Raw genomic sequence first — 18759 nt, 5'->3', positions numbered from 1 at the left:
GAAGCCATCTTTAACTGATTGGCAACTCGCGAAGTACATCGCGGACAGGAGACTGCATGTCGAACACGGCAACGATCAGGAACGCAAACGGACTTCCCGCGACATTCGCCGGATCAAAGACTGGGACAGATGATGCCCCATTTGTTTTTATCAAAGTCGGAGATGAAGAGCGACGCATGCGCTGGGCCGAATGGGACGCACTTCCAGCCTGGACCGGTCCACCTCCTCCACGAACTGTAAAGGCCTAAAGCCAGGCGATTTTTCCTGCCATTCACCGCGCATACCCCATTCCGACGAACGGAGATACCAAGTTGGCAGTCGTAAAGCGCATCGCGTTCATCGGAAACTCGTTACCCCGGCGCTGTGGCATCGCGACCTTTACCACCGATCTGCAGTGCGCCGTTGCGGCCTCGCGAAGTGATCTGGAAACCGTCATCGTTGCGATGACCGATCACGGTCAGCTCTACGATTACCCGAGTACGGTCGGCCTTCAGATCAATGATGATCGGCCGGATGACTACGTCCGCGCCGCCGAATACCTGAACAGCGGTGGGTTCGGGGCGGTGTCTCTACAGCATGAGTTCGGCATTTTCGGCGGCGAAGCCGGCAGTCAGATCATGAGCCTGCTGTCGCGCCTGACCATTCCGATCGTGACAACGCTACATACGGTGCTGCCCGAACCGACAAGGGCCCAGCGCGAGGTCATCGCACGGATCGTCGAGGCGTCATCCAAGGTCGTGGTGATGGCTGAGAAAGGCCGGGAGCTGTTACGCTCGGTCTATCAGGTCCCCGACGAGAAGATCGAAATCGTACCACACGGTATTCCGGAATTTGCATTCGCCGAACCCGACGCGGCCAAGGCGAGGCTCGGCTTCAGCAACAAGTCCGTCATCCTGACGTTCGGCCTGTTGTCGCCGAACAAGGGTATCGAAGTCATGATCGATGCGATGCCCGCGATCCTGAAAACCCGCCCAGATGCCGTTTACGTCGTGCTTGGTGCAACGCATCCGAATCTCGTACGCGATCAGGGTGAGGCCTATCGCGAGAGCCTATTGGCGCATGCACGCCAGGCTGGCGTCGAGGATCACGTGATTTTTCTCGATCAATTTGTCGACCAGAAGAAGTTGCTCGACTTTATCTCGATGGCCGATGTTTATGTGACGCCGTATCTGAACGAAGCCCAGATGACGTCGGGCACGCTCGCCTATAGTTTCGGGCTCGGCAAAGCCGTCGTTTCCACCCCGTATTGGCATGCCCGCGAACTGCTCGCTAATGGCCGCGGCATTCTGGTTCCCTTTGGCGACGCGGCCGCGATCGGCATTGAAATCGCGAAGCTCTTGACCAACGACGTGCTGCGGCAAGCAATGTGTAGGCGCGCCTATTCGACGAGCCGCTCCATGACTTGGGAAAGGACCGCCGAGCGCTATATGTCGGTTTTTGACAATGCCGGCTGGAAGCATCGGCTGAAGACAATTGCGCGTTCGGATACCAGTTCGCTGTTGCGCGACAGCCGTGCTCCGCCGGAAATGCGGATCGACCACTTCCTGTCGATGTGCGACGACACCGGGCTGTTTCAGCACGCCATTCACAGCGTACCGGACCGCACCCACGGCTACTGCGTCGACGACAATGCCCGCGCCCTGCTGGTCGCCTGCGCCCTCAACAACCCGGGTGAAGAGCGATTGCCAGAAGCCCTGACGGCCCGATTTGCCGCCTTCGTTCAGCACGCTTGGAATCCCGGCACGCAACGCTTTCGCAATTTCATGGGCTTCAATCGCTGCTGGCTGGAGGACAAAGGATCTGAGGATAGTCACGGACGAACGCTCTGGGCCCTGGGCGTTTGCGCGCTTACCGACGCCAACCTGTCGCGGCGCTCTTGGGCCGCATCGCTGTTTTCCGAGACGCTGGCCGCGGCGGAAGGGTTTCGCTCGCCGCGGGCATGGGCGTTTGTGTTGCTCGGCCTCGATGCCTACTGCTCTGCCGCTCCGGATGATTTGCGCGCGGCTCGTATGCGTACTGTCCTGGCCAATCAGCTGATCCTCATTTTCGATACCGTGGCAACTGATGACTGGGTCTGGTTCGAGGATGGGTTGGCCTATGATAACGCTCGATTGTCCCAGGCACTCATACTGACCGGTATGGCGAGCAAAGCATCGCGATATATCAATATCGGACTGGAGTCGCTGCGCTGGCTTGTGCGCCAACAAACCTCAGCGAAGGGTCAATTCCGCCCGATCGGCACGGCGGGATTTGGTGATCGACGGCAGCCGCCGCAAGCCTTCGACCAGCAGCCGCTGGAGGCTGCAGCGACCATTGCGGCTTGCCTTGCCGCCTGGCGCGTGGATCATGATGTACAATGGAAAAACGAGGCGGCGCGGGTATTCGCCTGGTTTCTCGGCAGTAATGATTTGTCGGTCTCCCTGGTTGATCTGGAGACGGGAAGTTGCCGCGATGGCCTGCACCCCGATCGTCCCAACGAAAACCGGGGTGGAGAATCCGTGGTGTCGTATCTGCTTGGACTTTCCGAGATCCGACAAATTGCCCGTTTGAGCGAAAGTCGCAGCAGGCCTGATCCGCTGGTCGCTTGAGGGCGCGCTGCTAACCATTGCGCATTCAATCATTCGAGGACCTCTTGTCGAAAATTCCCTTCCTAAACCGCCAAGCCATTCATCTGCGGCCTGATCCCGCGCGTGTTATCGTTCGGTCCTTCAAGCCCGCAACGGAGCCCCGCGACCTCAATCCGACGGACAAAACCCGTGCCAACCATATCGTTGAACGGGTTCTCGCGCTGGACCCCGACGTAGCAGACCGCCAATTGTCGGAGGTTATGGAGAACTTCCTCGGTCGTCACCGCAACCTCTTGCAGACCTTTGAGGCACGCGCCGCAGAGATGGAAGAAGCGTTGGCCGACCACGTAGCGTTCACGCAGACCCAGCGCCAACTCGTCGGCGCTTATTTCCTCAACGAATATTCGTTCGAAGCATCGGCCTTGTTCAATCCGAGCATCGTGCCACATCCCGATCAGTCGGTATCGCCTGATGGCAGTCTTCGCTTCATCCTCAGCCTTCGCGCCGTTGGCGAAGGTCATGTGTCCTCCCTGACATTCCGATCGGGGTTTGTTACGGCAGACGGGACCGTTAACATCGATCCGACGGCGCGTCTTGCGTCGAGCCCTGACGTCGTGAAGCTAACGTCGGGCGCAGGCAGCGACAATGTCGATGTCAGCTTCACGGTCGGAAACGACATCAGTGAGCGGGTGATCTTTCCGGTCACCGAGGCTCAATCAAACGGAATCGAGGACGCCCGCTTTGTGCAATTCGGCGGTGAGCCGAAGATCTACTACGCGACCTACACCGCATATAGCGGGCGGGCGATCCGATCAGAACTTCTCGAGACGTCCGATTTTGTATCGTTCCGGCTGACAAACTTGAAGGGTAGCGCCGCGCGCAACAAGGGCATGGCCCTATTCCCGCAGAAAATCGACGGAAAATACGCGATGATCGCGCGCCAGGACAACGAAAACCTATATCTGATCTACTCCGACGATCTTTATACTTGGGATGGCGGCCAACCAATCCTGAAGCCGCTCTACCCTTGGGAGTTCGTGCAGATAGGTAATTGTGGATCGCCGATCGAGCTCGATGAAGGGTGGCTGCTGCTCACGCACGGTGTCGGTCCGGTGCGCAAATATTCGATAGGAGCCGCGTTGCTTGACAAAAAGGATCCGTCGAAGGTGCTCGCGCGGCTGCGTGAACCGCTATTGCGTCCGCACCCTTCCGAACGCGAAGGTTATGTTCCGAACGTCGTCTACACTTGCGGTGCGATGCGCCATCATGACAAAATCATCTTTCCTTATGCCGTCTCGGACACCTTCTGCAATTTCGCGACGATCGATATTGCTTCTTTAATTTCAGCTATGGACAGAAGTGCACTGGGACAACGTTCGTCTTTCTTGAGCTTAGCTGGTCCGACGTGAGCCGGAGAACGCGTTGCCTTCGAGAAGCCTGCCTCGCTATCGGTCGATAGATCCGAATAGTCCCGCCCCTTCTAAGTCAGCCTATCCCGAGGCTGGTTAGTGCCAGGAGCGAGGCGTCTCATGTCCACTTAGGGTCAAACGCGTCGTTTTTGCAGTCGGCCACATACTTCCGGCCAACGCTCACTCTACTTGAGAAACTCAAGCTATCGTCAATATCGCGGGCGGAAGCCCTTGTGTCCCAATGGCGCGGTCTTATGTGGGGGATGGCTAGCACTCGTCCATTGCGACTGCCAATCCAGAAAATAATCAAAAGGCCAAGGAGGATCGCATGCAATTCCGTCCGCTCCACGACCGCGTCGTGGTCAAGCGCATCGACGCCGAAGAGAAGACCGCAGGCGGCATCATCATTCCCGACACAGTCAAGGAAAAGCCCTCCCAGGGCGAAGTCATCGCCGTCGGCCCCGGTGGCCGCGACGAGGCCGGCATGCTGATCCCGATCGACATCCAGGTCGGCGACCGCGTGCTATTCGGCAAGTGGTCGGGCACCGAGGTCAAGATCGACGACCAGGAGCTCTTGATCATGAAAGAGAGCGACATCATGGGCGTGCTCACCGACGCTCCCGCCTCCAAGAAGAAGGCCGCCTAAGCGCGAAAGTCGCCCTCACCCTGAGGAACCGGCGCAGCCGGCGCCTCGAAGGATGCGGCCGCAAGCTAGAATCTCATCCCTCAAGAGCTGGCGCGGTTGCGCGGCCCTTGGGATTGGGACAGCTGAAAACGGAGATCATTATGTCAGCCAAGGAAGTTAAATTCGGGGTCGACGCCCGCGACCGCATGCTGCGCGGTGTCGACATCCTCAACAACGCCGTAAAGGTTACGCTCGGTCCGAAGGGCCGCAACGTCGTGCTCGACAAGTCATTCGGCGCTCCCCGCATCACCAAGGACGGCGTCACCGTCGCCAAGGAGATCGAGCTCGAGGACAAGTTCGAGAACATGGGCGCCCAGATGGTGCGCGAAGTCGCCTCCAAGTCCGCGGACGCGGCCGGCGACGGCACCACCACCGCCACCGTGCTGGCGGCTGCGATCGTCCGTGAAGGCGCCAAGTCGGTTGCCGCCGGCATGAACCCGATGGACCTGAAGCGTGGTATCGACCTGGCTGTTGAAGCCGTGGTCGCCGACCTCGTCAAGAACTCGAAGAAGGTCACCTCGAACGAGGAGATCGCCCAGGTCGGCACCATTTCGGCCAACGGCGATGCCGAGATCGGCAAGTTCCTCGCCGACGCCATGAAGAAGGTTGGCCACGAGGGCGTGATTACGGTCGAGGAAGCCAAGTCGCTCGAGACCGAGCTCGATGTCGTCGAGGGCATGCAGTTCGACCGCGGCTACATCTCGCCCTACTTCGTCACCAACGCCGACAAGATGCGCGTTGAAATGGAAGATGCCTACGTCCTGATCAACGAGAAGAAGCTATCTCAGTTGAATGAATTGCTTCCGCTGCTGGAAGCCGTGGCGCAAAGCGGCAAGCCGCTTGTAATTGTCGCGGAAGACGTCGAAGGCGAAGCGCTCGCCACTCTCGTCGTTAACCGTCTGCGTGGCGGTCTGAAGGTCGCGGCCGTCAAGGCTCCGGGCTTCGGCGATCGCCGCAAGGCCATGCTGCAGGACATCGCGATCCTGACCGGCGGTCAGGCGATTTCGGAAGATCTCGGCATCAAGATGGAGAACGTCACGCTCGCCATGCTCGGTCGCGCCAAGAGGGTGATGATCGACAAGGAGAACACCACCATCATTAGCGGCGCCGGTAAGAAGGCCGACATCGAGGCCCGCGTGCAGCAAATCAAGGCGCAGATCGAGGAGACCACCTCGGACTACGACCGCGAGAAGCTGCAGGAACGTCTGGCCAAGCTCGCGGGCGGCGTCGCGGTGATCCGCGTCGGCGGTGCGACTGAGATCGAGGTAAAGGAGCGCAAGGATCGCGTTGATGACGCGATGCATGCGACCCGTGCGGCGGTTGAAGAAGGCATCGTGCCGGGCGGCGGCGTCGCCCTGCTCCGTGCTTCCCAGCACCTCAAGGGACTTCGCACCAAGAACGACGACCAGAAGACCGGCGTCGAGATCGTCCGCAAGGCGCTGTCCTATCCGGCTCGCCAGATCGCGATCAACGCGGGCGAGGACGGCTCCGTAATCGTCGGCAAGATCCTTGAGAAGGACCAGTACGGCTACGGCTACGACTCCCAGACCGGCGAATATGTCAATTTGATCTCCAAGGGCATCATCGACCCGACCAAGGTTGTTCGCGTAGCCATCCAGAACGCGGCCTCCGTTGCCGCGCTCCTGATTACCACCGAAGCCATGGTGGCCGAAGTACCGAAGAAGAACGCAGGCGCCGGCGGTATGCCTCCAGGCGGCGGTATGGGCGGTATGGATTTCTAACTCCAATCCGTTCAGTGCTTAAAAGAAAAAGAAAGGCCAGGCAGGGATGCCCGGCCTTTCTATCGTCGATGACGATAACAGGGATGGCAAGGTCTCAGGGGAGCAAGCCGAAATTTGAAAACGCCCATTTTCAAGGATGGCGCGGATAATGCGGACTGGACCATCAAGAAATGCGCGTGAAATCCTGGCGAGCGAGTGCGCCCCCTGCAACCCCTGCACTGCTTGGCGCTTCCGCGATCGTGCCGCTGGTCCGCTACTTTGAGCGCGCTTGTCGGCTACTCGCTTGGCGTCACCACCAGGAGAAGGTCCTAGATCCACAACGTCATCCCAGCTCGCGGTCCCTCTTTTCAGTGGCGGCTGCGGCTTTGGTGGCAGCTTCAATTCCTCCAGGGTCTTGATACCGTCTTGAATTACCTGCTCCGAGTACTTCCCGCCAAAATGCGGCTCTCGGCCAAGGACCTTAAGTGCTGCAAGACGCAGCGCTCCTTTGACGATGTCCATTCCGTGTTCGCGTAACCAGCGACGGTGCCGCCAATCCTCATCAGAGTAGTCCAGATCTGTGGTGGGAATACGAAGTATCTCCTGAAGCACCGCGACGGATACGCCGCGGCCCATCACCTCCCGAAACTTGTTCAGCGCTTCGATGAAGTCGGCAAGGCGCCGCATGAGATAGATCGACTCGGTCTCGGCCATCGTGCGAAGCAGTGCCGCAGTGAATCCGGAAAGCGTCCGCTCAACGTCGCTTTTCGCCCACTCTCGAGCGCGCTGTTTCTCAAGCTCCCGCTCTTGCTTCTCGCGCTCTTCTTTGTTGGGGCCGCTGCCCTCGATTATCCTGAAATCTGGCATGGCCGCTCTCCCTGCCCCCGCAGCCTGCCCTCAACCGCGTCCGCTGCCCAGCCCCAGGGAGCAGCCGCCGATGCCGCTAACAGCCGGCGGCGGACAGAGTTTGCTTGCACCCGCTAGTCGACAGGATCGAAAGCCATATCTATGCGTTGACTCGTTAAGCCCAAATGGGAGGTCAACAATGACTAACGACCGAAGTCGACGGGCACCAACAGCTGCAGACCGCGAAGCCCATAAGATCTTCAAAACGGTCAGGGCGAAGGAACCTATGACCGAATACGCAAAAGCGCAAAAAGCACTCCACGACAATCGAGAGCGCCTAAAGGCGGAACGGCTGGCGCGGGATGCTGAAGCGGCCAACCGCACAAAAGCAGGTTAAGCGTCATTCATCTGGACGACCGCGGAGGACCGAGCTTGGGCCCCTGCATGGTGGAGGGTGAAAATGGCCCTGCACTTTCGCCGCGTGGAAACTGCTGAGGATCTGGAAATTTGGATCGCAAGCAGCGACGACTATTCATTCGTTATCAGCAGCGAGAGCCGAAGTGTACCTGGCTTGCATGGAGAGCCCGGTTTTGTTGCGTCATATCGTCCAGACTTTCTGAATATGCCCGCGGCTCAGGTGTCCGGATCGCCCTTCAGCACGTTCGCTGAAGCCGAGCGGGCCTGCAATGCGTTCCTTGGTCGCCTCATTATCGAGGGATAACTACCGGAGCCTCCCGATCACGGAGAGGATCGGCGTCAATCGGGATTTCAGCGCCAATAGGATCGCGGGGCCAGAAAGCGAAGTGTGGCAGGATCACTGGCTTGTAGCTGGCCACCGTCGGCGCATAGTCCCCCGATGATCGAGCAGCGACCAGCTTTCATGGCTTGCAAGAATCCCGGCACCGGCTGGAGGATCGATATTCTGTGGCCCGATGGCGAAACGGAAGTCATCAAGGGTTTTGTTACGGAGCACGACGCGACCAAGTGGATTTCCGAGCACTCGACGACGTGGCAAGAAAATCCGAACCAACCGCGCTAGACGATTGACCCACCATTGGTGATCGCCACCCATAGGCGATCGATTCCTGGCGCTTCTCTCCACGCGCAATCGGCGCGATCATTCGCCGATGCCTCAACGCCGCTACACGAAACGGTCCGGCCGCTCCATTCCGCCTGGTAGCCCCGCGGAATGGCTCGCTGGCGGCCAGTCACCTGCAACATTCGGTGCCACGGAGGCTGCGATCGGATGGTGGATGTTCGTCTAGACGCCCTGTCGCAAGATCAGCCATGGTCGCGCGCCGGTTGGCGTTAGGCATGAACGCTGTGTGGCGGAAAGGCGTTAAATCACTTTCCGTTGGAGCATTTCCGATGACCAACCACCAAACTGCGCTGGTCCTCTTCGCGATTGCCGTCGCAGTCGCTATCCTCGCGGCAGCGCTTACGATCGCGGAAAACGTGAACGCGCGTATGGCCAGCAACGAGACACCGCTAAGGATAATCGAACAACCTCCGCTGCATCCGTTGCTGGATCGCCCGCCCGAACAGGAGCCAGAGCGTGTGGCGCCCGATCTGAGATAGTACCGGACCGCTGGAATGCACTGGTGGACCTATGTGAGCATCGCGATCGTATCTATCGCCGCCGACTTCGCCGTGGCTGCTGCGCGGGCGGGTCGGCGCGAGGACAGGCTGCACGACGAGAACGTAAACCAGCGCATAGACGAGCGCCTCGAGGACATGGACCTGATGAGGCGACGGCCGTGAGACGCGCCGTAGATTATTCGCAAAAGCCGCCCTCGATACCTATCTCGGGCGCATGCGAAAGCCGTTCAGGCTGATGCGGTGATTGGCCAGTTCAACGCGGGCGGTTCAAAAAACGAACATGGCGACGATCGCCAATGAAGCCAATGCGATTACCAGGCATCCTGCGATGGTGATCCAGTCAGGGCGAATTCTCTTCATTCCAACGTCCATGGCCCGACCGGCCCCCAGCTCGAGAAGGGCATGAACTGGGGCTTAGCCAGCGTAGGTGGGTTGGGGTGGCCACCACCGCCTATGAAGTTATTCCTTTCCCTAGTTTGATCTAGCGGAATTCGCAATTGCTGCGGCGCGCTACCACCTTTGCACCATGCTGCGTTCATTTGAGTTTGCGTTAGCCCAGCGGGAAGAAGATCCCTCAGGACCGCAGCGCGTCGATGGCATGGGCAATGAGCACGCCAACGCTCACAATAATCAAGAGGGCGATTATGACGTTAAACATGACCTGCACGGAAACGTCTGGCCCGCGATCAGTCAAAAGATTTCCGTCATTAAGGTTGCTTCTTGTCCATGATTGGTGCGCTCAAGCCACGCCAGCATGCGATGCAAGGATTTAGTTCCTCGCGGCCTCATGTTCAGCAAACGCGGCCGTCGCGATAAGATGAGATCTCGCAAAGCCGGGCTCAACGACTTATTTCCCAAGCTATGCCAATCACGCAAAAGCCGCTCGATATTCCGCCGAGGATCGCCCGGCGGTTTGCCGCGGACATGCGGGCATTCCACGCCGAGGACGATCAGATCAAGCGTGATGAGATTGCGGCCAATACCCGGCACCTGCTCCTGGAGCATATGCCGAAAGGCACGAAGCTTCGGCTTGCTGATGTCCTCAAGCTATCTGAACTGATGCGATGACTAAGCCAGGATGCCATCCTCTTGCCGGAGCAGTCGCGGTTTGGCTCGTGCCTTTCGTCCTTGCCGCAAATGCGAATGCACAAAGCTGCCTCACGGGGCCCGCTAAAACGAAGGACGGCTCGTTGCAAACGTGGACTGTCGATAATCGTTGCGGCGCACTGGTAACGATGCGCTATTTGGTGAAGGGCTCCCCCGAGGGCGTTGCGAGACTCGCGGTCGTCCCGGCCTGCAGTAAGCAGCGAATTATTCAAACGTTCGAGACTGATCAGATCGATTTTCTAGGCAGGGCTTACAGTCCAGGGTGGGAGAAGATCTGCCCACCGTTGGACAATGAAAGTCGCTCCAAAAAGCGGATGGACAAGTCAGAACAGATCCCTTTTCCATCCATAAGTCCCGCACCTTTGGCCGGTCCCAAGCCAATAGGCCCTACGGGAGGGAAACCCATTCTCCAACGATAATTGGAGCGTTGGCTAGCTAGTCCACGACCCGCAGTAGCCGCTTTGTGTTCCGTGCCTCAATAGCTTGATGATTTGCCGCGCTCCTCGACTCCTGCTTTCTGGCCGGCATGGGCTCAAAATCTCGGGAGTACATGTTCGGCGCCACCGTCCGGCACCTGACCGAGCGGGCAGCCGAGGCTCGACGTGATGCTGATGGGCTCGCCTGCCAGGCGTCGAACGCCCGAATGCTCGCCTTCCAAGGGCCTGCCCAGCCCTCGCCCGCTCTCGGCGATGCGTTGAATGCCGGCTACCGCTATCTCGAAGTGAAGTGCCTTGGTTGCGAGATACCTCGTGAGCCCGGTCTCGATTCCTGCTCGTCTGTCGAATGGCACAGTCCTTGCCGTTGCCACACGACCGTTAAATTCAAATTGGGCGAGCCGGAATTCCGTTCACCCACGGAGAACCCTCGGTAACATCCGGTCGCTCAATGCGAGAACGGTTAGCGTCCTATGGAAAACGATGAGGCCGGAACAGTGAATAAGGTCTCTCAACAGTCCTACCGAGAACAACGGCCAAGCCATGGTTTCGGTTCGCTTAATCGGAATTAGGACACTCTCAAAATCAACTTAGGACACGGGGCTTAAATGCGGACAGCACCCCTTTCTGGAGGGCTGGGCTCTGGAGCTATTGAACGAACTCCATGGCAGCGAGTTGGCCCTTATGACGATACCCAAATCACCATCGACTGGCCCAATGAGAGTGCAGCTTACCGAGCATAGCTCGACAGCCGCTCAACAGCTGGCTATGGCTCCGACGGTCGGCGAGCAACAAGGGACGCCACTTCCGAAAAAGCAAAAGGCAAGGGCAGATGCCGTCCGCGCTGCGATCGCACGGATCATGCGTCGCAATTCCCTGCGGAAGCAGCGTGAAGCGCAGAGGCGCTAGCCCCGGGGCAGCGGGTTCCCTGCTCAATTGCTGGAATCGATCCTCCGATCCAGGTCGCGAAGGTACGACATACCGTGCACTGTCAATCGGTGCTGGTCTCTCTCGCCAGCGATGTACAGTTTCATCAGATGTCTGGAAAGCTGTTCACGGGATCCCTTCGTCTCGCAACGGTCGGCGAGGACGCCGTATATCCTTAGTGCGCGATCAACAGGAAGAATGGTCATGGGGGCAACTCTTGCGATCGTTTCAGCTCCGAAAAGGCAAGGTTCGCTGCTTCATATCGTTCCCAAAGAATAACTCATCTCACAATATGATTGTGAGCGGGTCGCTCGCTATCGCTCTCCCGGCCACCATGTCGACGGCGGGTTCGTGGTTGAGACCTTGTTCGTCCGCAATGCCACTAGGCGGCTGCGCTTGTAGGGGTGACCTTGCCGGCGCGAGCATTCCTTGCATCGCATGTACCGCTCCAACTCGTGGATCGGTGTCCACTTCGGCCGCCTGACAATATCGAGCGCAACCGTCTGATGGGTCGCCTCGTAGAGCAGCGCCTCGCTGCGGAGCCTGACGCCGACTCTAATTCGGAGTTGAAGAGGCTGCGGCGGATCATTGCCGATCTGGAACAGCAACTTGTCGAGCCAGACGAAAAGTAAGGCCATCACAGTTGGCGGCCGCTCTCGCCGCAAAGCGTCGCATTTTTATTTCGCTCGATTGCTCGACACGAACTGCACTGTCCCACGGAGTTCCATGAGCGTAGGCTTCAACCTCAACGCAGAGGTTGTGTTATGGGAAATGACATACTTGAAAGCGTTTGGATCGTACCATTTGGGCTAAGCCCGCTCGTCATCATTGGGGTGGCGATGTACGTGCAATAATTCGCAACCAGGTTCGGCGCATCGAGCCGGTAGATGGCCCCAGCAACTCGCCTCCCTTCACACAGGCCCCCAAAGGTTGCTGGGGCCGCTCAATCAGAGGCGCCTCAGTTGGCGGCCGCTTTCATTAGAACCGACGCCACGATGGATTGGCCCCAGCGAGGGTCGAACTGGGGCCGAGTTTTCACTTGGTATCATCCGGCACCGTCTGAGGCCGAACAGCACCGGACATACGGCAAACTTAACCGCCCACCTTCCTAATGGAAACGGCCTCAGCGCGTTCGAACGAACGCTGGGGCCGCCTCACCCGTCCGCCGAATAGAAAGGGGCCGACTCGCGTCGTGCGGCCCCGGCCGAGGGAAATTCTCGAAAAGCCTTGCGCGGTGAAAACAGGACTGCCCGGCAACCCGTCGCGCCAGCGGATAGATCCGACAAGCCAGCGGCCGGTCCGGATGAACGCTGCAACCGCGCTCGCCTAGAAACCCGCAATCGCCGTCTTCCTTTGACCGGAGCACGGTTCCTCCCGCCTCGGTGTGATTCTTGATGAACTGCGTTGTCGAGATGCCAAGATGCCTTGCAAGACGCAGTATTTCGCAGGGGTTCACGCGGATCGCTTTGTTGCGGCAAACCTGAAAGTGTCTTTCAGAAGGCCCAGTATGCCCTCCTCCAAAGGTCCTCCGCGCCTGGGAACCGGTCGGGGACTCCCAGCTCGCACCGAGTATCCGGCCGACAATGGCTCGAACGGACGGTCTTTGACCGCCTGGCACGCTGGCGAGAAGAGACATGGCGATGAAGCGAGCCAATGGACTGCAAGGCCTCTCCGTCTGAGCGAATGTCAGCTTCGGGTCAAAAGCGCCGGTTTGACTCTTTGGCGTTGACTTCCGACCTACCCGTATCAACGGAACGTTCAGAGCCGGTAAGCATGCTCAAACGGGCCAACTCCGGACTCATGCACCGCAACATGATCGGCACAAAAGGAAGGACAGCCTCGAGCGCAGGGGCGCTTTTTTTCGTTACGCGGGGGCGGTCTCGGCGACGGTCTCAAGCGGCAGCACCTCGACCGAGCCACCTGCGGCCGCGCGGGTCTGCTCGTTATAGCGCTTGAACCAGTCGCGGCTTTGCAGCGCCTTGACTGCGGCGTCGTCCGTTGGCGTCGCAAGGTGCATATATTCGTCGCTGTCGCGCACCTTCATGCACCGGTAGGAGATCCGTCCGCGCAATTCCGGATCGGCCTCGATCTGCGCGATGAAGCGCTTGATGTCCTCTTGCCAGGCTTCGGCGGTAGCGGACGTGCGGCGATAACGGATCAGGAACTGCTTCATCTGATGGTCTTCCGCTAATCCTCCATGTTTGATCTCGTGATCGAGCGTTTGCTCTCGTGCTCGTCGCAGCATTCTTTGATCCAACGCCCCGCGAAGGAAAACCGCTGTTTGCTCACGAGAGGCCCTCCTTATGAGGTGAGGCCCCGTATTGAAATAAAATTTGATGGGATAAGTCTAAAAGACGACTTGATCTTTCAGCCTCCTTGATAGCGCGACTCTCCCTCCATTCAAATGGGTAAGAAGCGATGACCGATCAACAGTTGGCACTTCAGGCCGTCAGCGAAGCCCTGTGCATATTGGACAAATACCTTCAGCCCCGCCCCCACGACAGTGAAAGCATCCTCGACAAGTTGGTTGAGGTTCTCGAGCGGCCCGATTTGGTCGTTGCCGTAAGCCGATTGCGGCAACGAAGTAGTCTCTGAGTACTCCGATGACGAAACAATCTCCATTTATCCCTTTGGCCGCTTGCATCGCTACTTTCTTATTAATTGGAACGCCGACTGCGCAGGCGAAACAACAATGCAGTGCCGCGGTGCCACCAAATCCGCGCGAGTATTGGTCTTGGCGCCTCATCGACGGACGAAAATGCTGGTACGAAGGCAAGCCCATGCTTTCAAAATCATTATTGGAGTGGCCTGCGCAGGTTTCGACGCAGCCGCGCCCCACTGAAGAGCTTGCAAGCGCCCTGATTGAGAAGCCTAGCGATCCGATCGGTTCAGAAGAATTGGCGCCGGCTCACCAGAATACTTTCGATGCCCTGTGGCGCACCAGGGTTGAAGAGCGGTAGACCTTGACCTTCAAATAAAGTGAGGCCGAGTTTCTCGTCATTGCTAAGGCTACTGCCTGGGCAATCCGCAGAGCAGGTAATGTCGGCAATGGTGGACGGCATCTCATCGAAGGTGCGCCCCCCGATATTGCCTGCCGGTACGGCCCTTGCGAACGCCGCCCTATCGTTTGAAGAAAAAAGCCGTCCTCGCTTCGCGACACATGCTCTCTATCGCGCGAACCCACCCCTCACTCATTGGTCGAGAACGTGGGCCGCCCCAACCCCTAACGATTTGCCTGAAATTTAGTGGCCCGATTCTCCCTCCGCCGCGATCGCCGATGCGCGTTAGATTGTCGCCCTGATAATGGACGTGGCGGCGATTTGTGCGCCGCTCTGTTGAGGGCACATTTGCGGACCCTTGAACCGCACAAGAGAGTCCTATTTCGATCACCTCGCCGGCGCGAGCGAGCGGCGTTGGTGGGGCCTCCGATGCGGGTGGTGGTCGTGGGGCGCCACGGCCGAAAAAATGGAGACTACTCGTTCAGCGTGGCGTTTACTTGCTGAGCGCGGCGCGCGCGGTCTTGATGTGGTCCTTCCATCTGCGAGCGACGGCCGTTCGCTTCCGGTCTACCCCTCTAATCGGACGGACCCAGTGTCGGCCGCCACTTCGTAGAAGGCCAAGAAGCGACGTTCGAAGTTTTTATTTGTTGGCCGCCGAATCCAATTTCATCAGGCCATCATCGATCCCCCGCACCGCATTTCGATGGTTAAACGATCCCGGAACGTGCATCACCAAAGAGGCCTAGTCGGCGATAGCGGGCCGCCTCCGGCCTGCGGTAGCCCCGGATCATCAGCACCCTTTGGCGCGCCCAAGTAACCCGCACGAGGTGGTGACGGTGTCCCAGACCCGGTTGACCCCTCGCACCCGCGCCCGACGCTGGTTCCCCGTGGCACCGTTTAGGGCCGTTAGAGCACCCCACGCGTTGAGGCCCATCGAGGGGCTGAACGCGGAGGTGGGTTATGTGCGACGTTCCTCGGGACTTGCAAAGGAAGTTCGAACAGCGGTGGGCCGCCAGATTTGCGCCGCGAGTTCCGACGGGAGCGCCTGAAAAGCATCAGCCCGAAAGGCAGGCCGGACCACCGGCGCCAGCGCTTGACCAAGCCAAGGAAAAAAACCGCCAGATTGAGGCGGCGTGTTTGAAGCAGCCTGCAGCGGCGGCGTGAGCGCTGGACCGCAACCCGCCCTGTTTCCTTCTATCGTCCAAGCCGCCGGCGCAGGCGCGCTGTGTCAGCTCCGCATGCCTGCCGAGTGGCTAACGGGTTCTGCAACGATCTCAGGAGCTATAAGCGGACTTTCAGCCCACTTCACCGCGGGGTCGTCACAGCTTATGCATTGAAGGTCGGTGCGGCCGGACAAGGTGACAACCGGCACCCGTCGTTTTCCGCATTTGGGGCAGTGCGTTATCGGATCCATGAGACCCTCCTGATTTTTTCACCCCCCTAACTCGGAACTGTAATTTTTGCTCCATGCTGCGTTTAGGGCGCGTGACCGAAGTGTCCGCGCTCGGCATTCGTCCTTATCGCACATCCTCCTTCAGCACCCAGCGCCGGTTCCGTGCGTCATAGCTGTAGATTGCCGGGTCTGGCTGCGCGTGCTCCCGCTTGCCTGCCATTCCTCCAGCGTGATGACGCGCTTCCGTCCGGGATGCAACGGATCGATGCGGCGATAAGGCGAGATATGCGCGATCGGCTCGACAGTCGGGGGAATCTTCATCTGCGACCCCCATCGGTTGCGTGGTCGGACTTTAGCATATTCCCTGCATGAAAATCAGTACGGCAGTGATTGCGCTGCCAAAAAATCGCGCCCCTCGCCCAGGCATTTGGCGGTGCCGGCGCGACATAAGACGCCAGCGCCGCCGAGGTTTCGGATAAGCTACCGTCTCAGTCGCCTGGCCTGCGCCGCCAGCCTCTGCCGGTTGCGCTTACCGGGCTTGCATGCACACCGAGAAGGCCTACTGCTCGGATGAAGCCAAATAACCTTTGCCCACTGCGGGACCGCTTCGCGCTTTTTTCAGCCGCTGAAGGCTTGTCACGGGCGGCCGGTCACTTTCGGCCTCCCCGATAATCGGACGTCTTCGGTGCCCGCCGCTACCTCGAAAAGGGCCATGACCGGACACGGTAGTCCGAACCGCGAAGTGATCGACTTTGTTAAATATCTGCTCTTGACGCTCACCGGCCCCAGCGGTCCTGCCACAACTTTTCACCGATCAAACAGGGCACCCGCGGCTGTTTCTCAGCTGCCGTGACGATCCGGCGCTCCGGCGTACGGCCCGCGACCTCAAGCAGGAGTTTTGCGCGGATCGCCTCCTTGAATTTTTCCCGATCCTTGATCGGCACCACGAATGAGCCAGGGCCGCCGATCACGCAGTCCTCATAATACCAATCGAGATTGTCGATATCCATGGTCGAATAGGACGGCTCTTTCACCATGATTGGCAAACCGTTGATGACGATGCCCTTCGACAGCGCCTCGTCGCGCGCGCCGGTCACGGGCGCGCCGTTGTTGTTGGGGCCGTCGCCGGAGATGTCGATGACGCGGCGCAAGCCGCGATAGGGATCCTCATCGAACAGCGGCATCGCGAAATAGATCGCACCTGAGATCGAGGTGCGCGAGCCCCGGCGAACCGGCGCACTCATGATTTCGTTGGCTACTGCATCAGCCGATTCCGGACCATCAATCAACCGCCACGGAATGATGATCTTCTGGTCGCTCGAAGCCGACCACTCGAAATAGGTCACAGCCACGTTGCTGTGGGGACCAGCCTTCATCGCCTGAAGAAAATCTTTCGAGACGAAAGCTAGCGCGTAGCCCTCGCGCTGAACAGCAAGCTCGTCCAAGTCCATCGAATAGGAAACATCGACGGCGATCACAAGCTCGACGTCAACGGACGGCACACCGCCGTTGGGGTCGGCCTGTTGAGAGTTGGGCCCCGGGGCTGCAGCGCCCGTTAAGTCGCTCCCCGCCATCGCTCCGGCCACAAGCGCTGCTCCGATCGAGACACTCCAGCGCATGGCAACCCTCCCGTCGTTGCGAAGGGATGGTGACACGCAAAACGCGCCGCGAAAAGCGGCAACATATTCTGCTTTTCACATTTCGGTTAGTCACGTGGGCGAGTTGGCTCGGCCCACTGCCGCTGTGGGTCAATCGCTCCACTTTGACAGTCGGTGACCCGCTTCCGGTTTTCCGCTAACTCCGGACATGACGCCGCACTGCGCCAACTACCGCTGGGGGCCAATATCGGAGGTAACGGACACGACGTTGCGGCGTACGCAGAAGCAGCGTTCAATCTGACAGACGAGGAACGCGACGTATGGGTGCGAGCGCCATGGGATATGTTACAGCCTAGCTTGGCGAACGGGCACGATGCCTCATGACTTAGGAGCGCCGCCAACGCATTCTGAGTTACACCGGCTGTTAGCCACCAGACCGTGTCAAATACGGATCCAAAGATCCAGCTAGTCGGTCCGCTACTTGTCTGGCGGACAGCGTGGACTGCTTTTCGGGATGAAGCGAGCCGACGGAATTCACGACCAGCCCACTACAAGCGGCAAGAACAGCTATCGCGATCGCAGCGAGATATTTGGTCCTCATGACGATGGTCCCTTCATCGCCCCATGAACTAACTGGGCATTCTCATAAATGGTTCCCGCGCGCAACGATGGCGCCGAGCGCGAACTCGGTAAGCCTTGTGGGATGCGTCGACCTCCCACTCCGGGTTCCTCCGAATGGAACATCGCGTCGCGATCGGAGATCAAAGGAACGAAAGCGCATGCGGGGCTTTAGAGGAATACGAGACCGCCGCACGCTGGTAAAAAGCCGGCGCATGTCGCGGATAGCCAAAGGTCGTTACCAAAGACCCGCTGTTGTCAAAACGAGCGCTCGCGCAGATAGCCAAAAGCGGCGGTCTCCGGTTCCATTCAAAAGTTGCTGGCCGTGCCTCCATTGAGGTTGCGGAGGGGTGGCTACGATGTTGGACATGGCTGGCGTTGCCATTACCGGAACGAAAGCAATTGCATGGACCATGGCGTTGACCTTGACCACACGCACAGCCGCGCCATCGTTCGAGAGATCGGCGAGAGATTGGGCGATTCGCTGAAGCCAGAGCCGGGACTACCAGAGGGACTTAGACAGCAAATCGACCGGCTCCGCGAATTGGATGAGCAATCACCATCGATCTTTCCAGCGACTGAGCGCTGGGACAAGGTTCGCCGCTTGAGCCAAAGACGGTTCGGCCGAATTGGATGAGCAATGCCATCGGTGAAGCGCCGTGCGTCAAAAATCCTGAATGAGTACGGCGAGGCGCAAGCCGAATTGATCGGCAAAGCCGTCGTCCTTACCGATGGCAAAGCAGGCACGGTCGAGCACGTTTGGCTGGACGAATTGCACGGGCTTCGGATTTCGATCAAAGGTCATGACGGAAGATGGCCGGTCTCAACCATCAGGATCACCGAGAACTAGACCCTG

18 protein-coding genes and 2 pseudogenes are annotated in these 18759 nt (G+C 58.9%); 14 read left to right on the top strand and 6 right to left on the bottom strand.

Annotated features, from left to right (window positions below; translation table 11 throughout):
- The first annotated feature begins 311 nt into the window (after nt 1–311).
- From ACE10Z_RS14205 to groL, 4 genes are all read left to right on the top strand, one after another.
- Entirely contained in the window at nt 312–2588 is a 2277-nt protein-coding gene (locus ACE10Z_RS14205; protein ID WP_375788456.1) for a glycosyltransferase family 4 protein, read from the top strand.
- A 44-nt stretch (nt 2589–2632) separates the two neighbouring features.
- On the top strand, nt 2633–3976 hold the full coding sequence (locus ACE10Z_RS14200; RefSeq protein ID WP_375788455.1) for a glycoside hydrolase family 130 protein: 1344 nt from the start codon (nt 2633–2635) through the stop codon (nt 3974–3976).
- Between the two features lie 328 nt (nt 3977–4304).
- Nucleotides 4305–4622 (top strand): co-chaperone GroES, encoded by a 318-nt coding sequence (locus tag ACE10Z_RS14195; protein ID WP_375788454.1) that lies wholly within the window; start codon nt 4305–4307, stop codon nt 4620–4622.
- 140 nt (nt 4623–4762) lie between these two features.
- Nucleotides 4763–6403, top strand: coding sequence for a chaperonin GroEL (gene groL, locus ACE10Z_RS14190; protein WP_375788453.1), 1641 nt, complete (start codon nt 4763–4765; stop codon nt 6401–6403).
- Between the two features lie 18 nt (nt 6404–6421).
- Here the strand turns inward: groL and ACE10Z_RS14185 are convergent, their stop codons facing one another.
- On the bottom strand, nt 6422–7249 hold the full coding sequence (locus ACE10Z_RS14185; RefSeq protein WP_375788452.1) for a hypothetical protein: 828 nt from the start codon (nt 7247–7249) through the stop codon (nt 6422–6424).
- Nucleotides 7250–7427: 178 nt separating this feature from the next.
- Between ACE10Z_RS14185 and ACE10Z_RS14180 the strand changes: the two genes are divergently transcribed.
- The 8 genes and pseudogenes from ACE10Z_RS14180 to ACE10Z_RS14145 all read left to right on the top strand — a co-directional run.
- Nucleotides 7428–7625: a hypothetical protein gene (locus ACE10Z_RS14180; protein ID WP_375788451.1), complete on the top strand. Its 198-nt coding sequence runs from the start codon at nt 7428–7430 to the stop codon at nt 7623–7625.
- A gap of 63 nt (nt 7626–7688) precedes the next feature.
- Nucleotides 7689–7949: a hypothetical protein gene (locus ACE10Z_RS14175; protein WP_375788450.1), complete on the top strand. Its 261-nt coding sequence runs from the start codon at nt 7689–7691 to the stop codon at nt 7947–7949.
- Between the two features lie 135 nt (nt 7950–8084).
- Nucleotides 8085–8267: a hypothetical protein gene (locus ACE10Z_RS14170; protein ID WP_375788449.1), complete on the top strand. Its 183-nt coding sequence runs from the start codon at nt 8085–8087 to the stop codon at nt 8265–8267.
- A gap of 329 nt (nt 8268–8596) precedes the next feature.
- The gene (locus tag ACE10Z_RS14165; RefSeq protein WP_375788448.1) at nt 8597–8806 is read left to right on the top strand and encodes a hypothetical protein; all 210 of its coding nucleotides are present in this window, start codon (nt 8597–8599) and stop codon (nt 8804–8806) included.
- 15 nt (nt 8807–8821) lie between these two features.
- Nucleotides 8822–8989, top strand: coding sequence for a hypothetical protein (locus ACE10Z_RS14160; protein ID WP_375788447.1), 168 nt, complete (start codon nt 8822–8824; stop codon nt 8987–8989).
- A 364-nt stretch (nt 8990–9353) separates the two neighbouring features.
- Complete coding sequence (locus ACE10Z_RS14155; protein ID WP_375788446.1) at nt 9354–9557, top strand: hypothetical protein; 204 nt, start codon at nt 9354–9356, stop codon at nt 9555–9557.
- Between the two features lie 131 nt (nt 9558–9688).
- Nucleotides 9689–9895: a hypothetical protein gene (locus ACE10Z_RS14150; RefSeq protein ID WP_375788445.1), complete on the top strand. Its 207-nt coding sequence runs from the start codon at nt 9689–9691 to the stop codon at nt 9893–9895.
- A 565-nt stretch (nt 9896–10460) separates the two neighbouring features.
- A pseudogene (locus ACE10Z_RS14145) lies at nt 10461–10700 on the top strand (hypothetical protein); the annotation flags it as partial.
- A 909-nt stretch (nt 10701–11609) separates the two neighbouring features.
- Here ACE10Z_RS14145 and ACE10Z_RS14140 read toward each other — a convergent pair.
- From ACE10Z_RS14140 to ACE10Z_RS14125, 4 genes and pseudogenes are all read right to left on the bottom strand, one after another.
- Nucleotides 11610–11807: pseudogene (locus tag ACE10Z_RS14140) on the bottom strand (hypothetical protein); the annotation flags it as partial.
- Nucleotides 11808–12418: 611 nt separating this feature from the next.
- Nucleotides 12419–12931, bottom strand: a complete 513-nt coding sequence (locus ACE10Z_RS14135) for a YkgJ family cysteine cluster protein (protein ID WP_375789829.1) — start codon at nt 12929–12931, stop codon at nt 12419–12421.
- Between the two features lie 228 nt (nt 12932–13159).
- Complete coding sequence (locus ACE10Z_RS14130; protein WP_375788444.1) at nt 13160–13468, bottom strand: hypothetical protein; 309 nt, start codon at nt 13466–13468, stop codon at nt 13160–13162.
- 227 nt (nt 13469–13695) lie between these two features.
- The gene (locus tag ACE10Z_RS14125) at nt 13696–13875 is read right to left on the bottom strand and encodes a hypothetical protein (protein WP_375788443.1); all 180 of its coding nucleotides are present in this window, start codon (nt 13873–13875) and stop codon (nt 13696–13698) included.
- Nucleotides 13876–13898: 23 nt separating this feature from the next.
- On the opposite strand from ACE10Z_RS14125, the gene ACE10Z_RS14120 reads away from it, so the two are divergent.
- A complete protein-coding gene (locus ACE10Z_RS14120; RefSeq protein ID WP_375788442.1) occupies nt 13899–14255 on the top strand; it encodes a hypothetical protein in 357 nt (118 codons plus the stop codon).
- A 2208-nt stretch (nt 14256–16463) separates the two neighbouring features.
- Here ACE10Z_RS14120 and ACE10Z_RS14115 read toward each other — a convergent pair.
- On the bottom strand, nt 16464–17306 hold the full coding sequence (locus tag ACE10Z_RS14115) for a DUF1194 domain-containing protein (RefSeq protein WP_375788441.1): 843 nt from the start codon (nt 17304–17306) through the stop codon (nt 16464–16466).
- A 1237-nt stretch (nt 17307–18543) separates the two neighbouring features.
- Here ACE10Z_RS14115 and ACE10Z_RS14110 point away from each other — a divergent pair.
- Nucleotides 18544–18753, top strand: a complete 210-nt coding sequence (locus ACE10Z_RS14110; RefSeq protein ID WP_375788440.1) for a PRC-barrel domain-containing protein — start codon at nt 18544–18546, stop codon at nt 18751–18753.
- The last annotated feature ends 6 nt before the right edge of the window (nt 18754–18759 follow it).

Origin of the sequence: Bradyrhizobium sp. Pha-3, from assembly GCF_042258615.1 — a bacterium.
Classification (GTDB): Bacteria; Pseudomonadota; Alphaproteobacteria; order Rhizobiales; family Xanthobacteraceae; genus Bradyrhizobium.
Note: the sequence above shows the minus strand (reverse complement) of the source record. Positions and strands in the feature narration are given on the sequence as shown.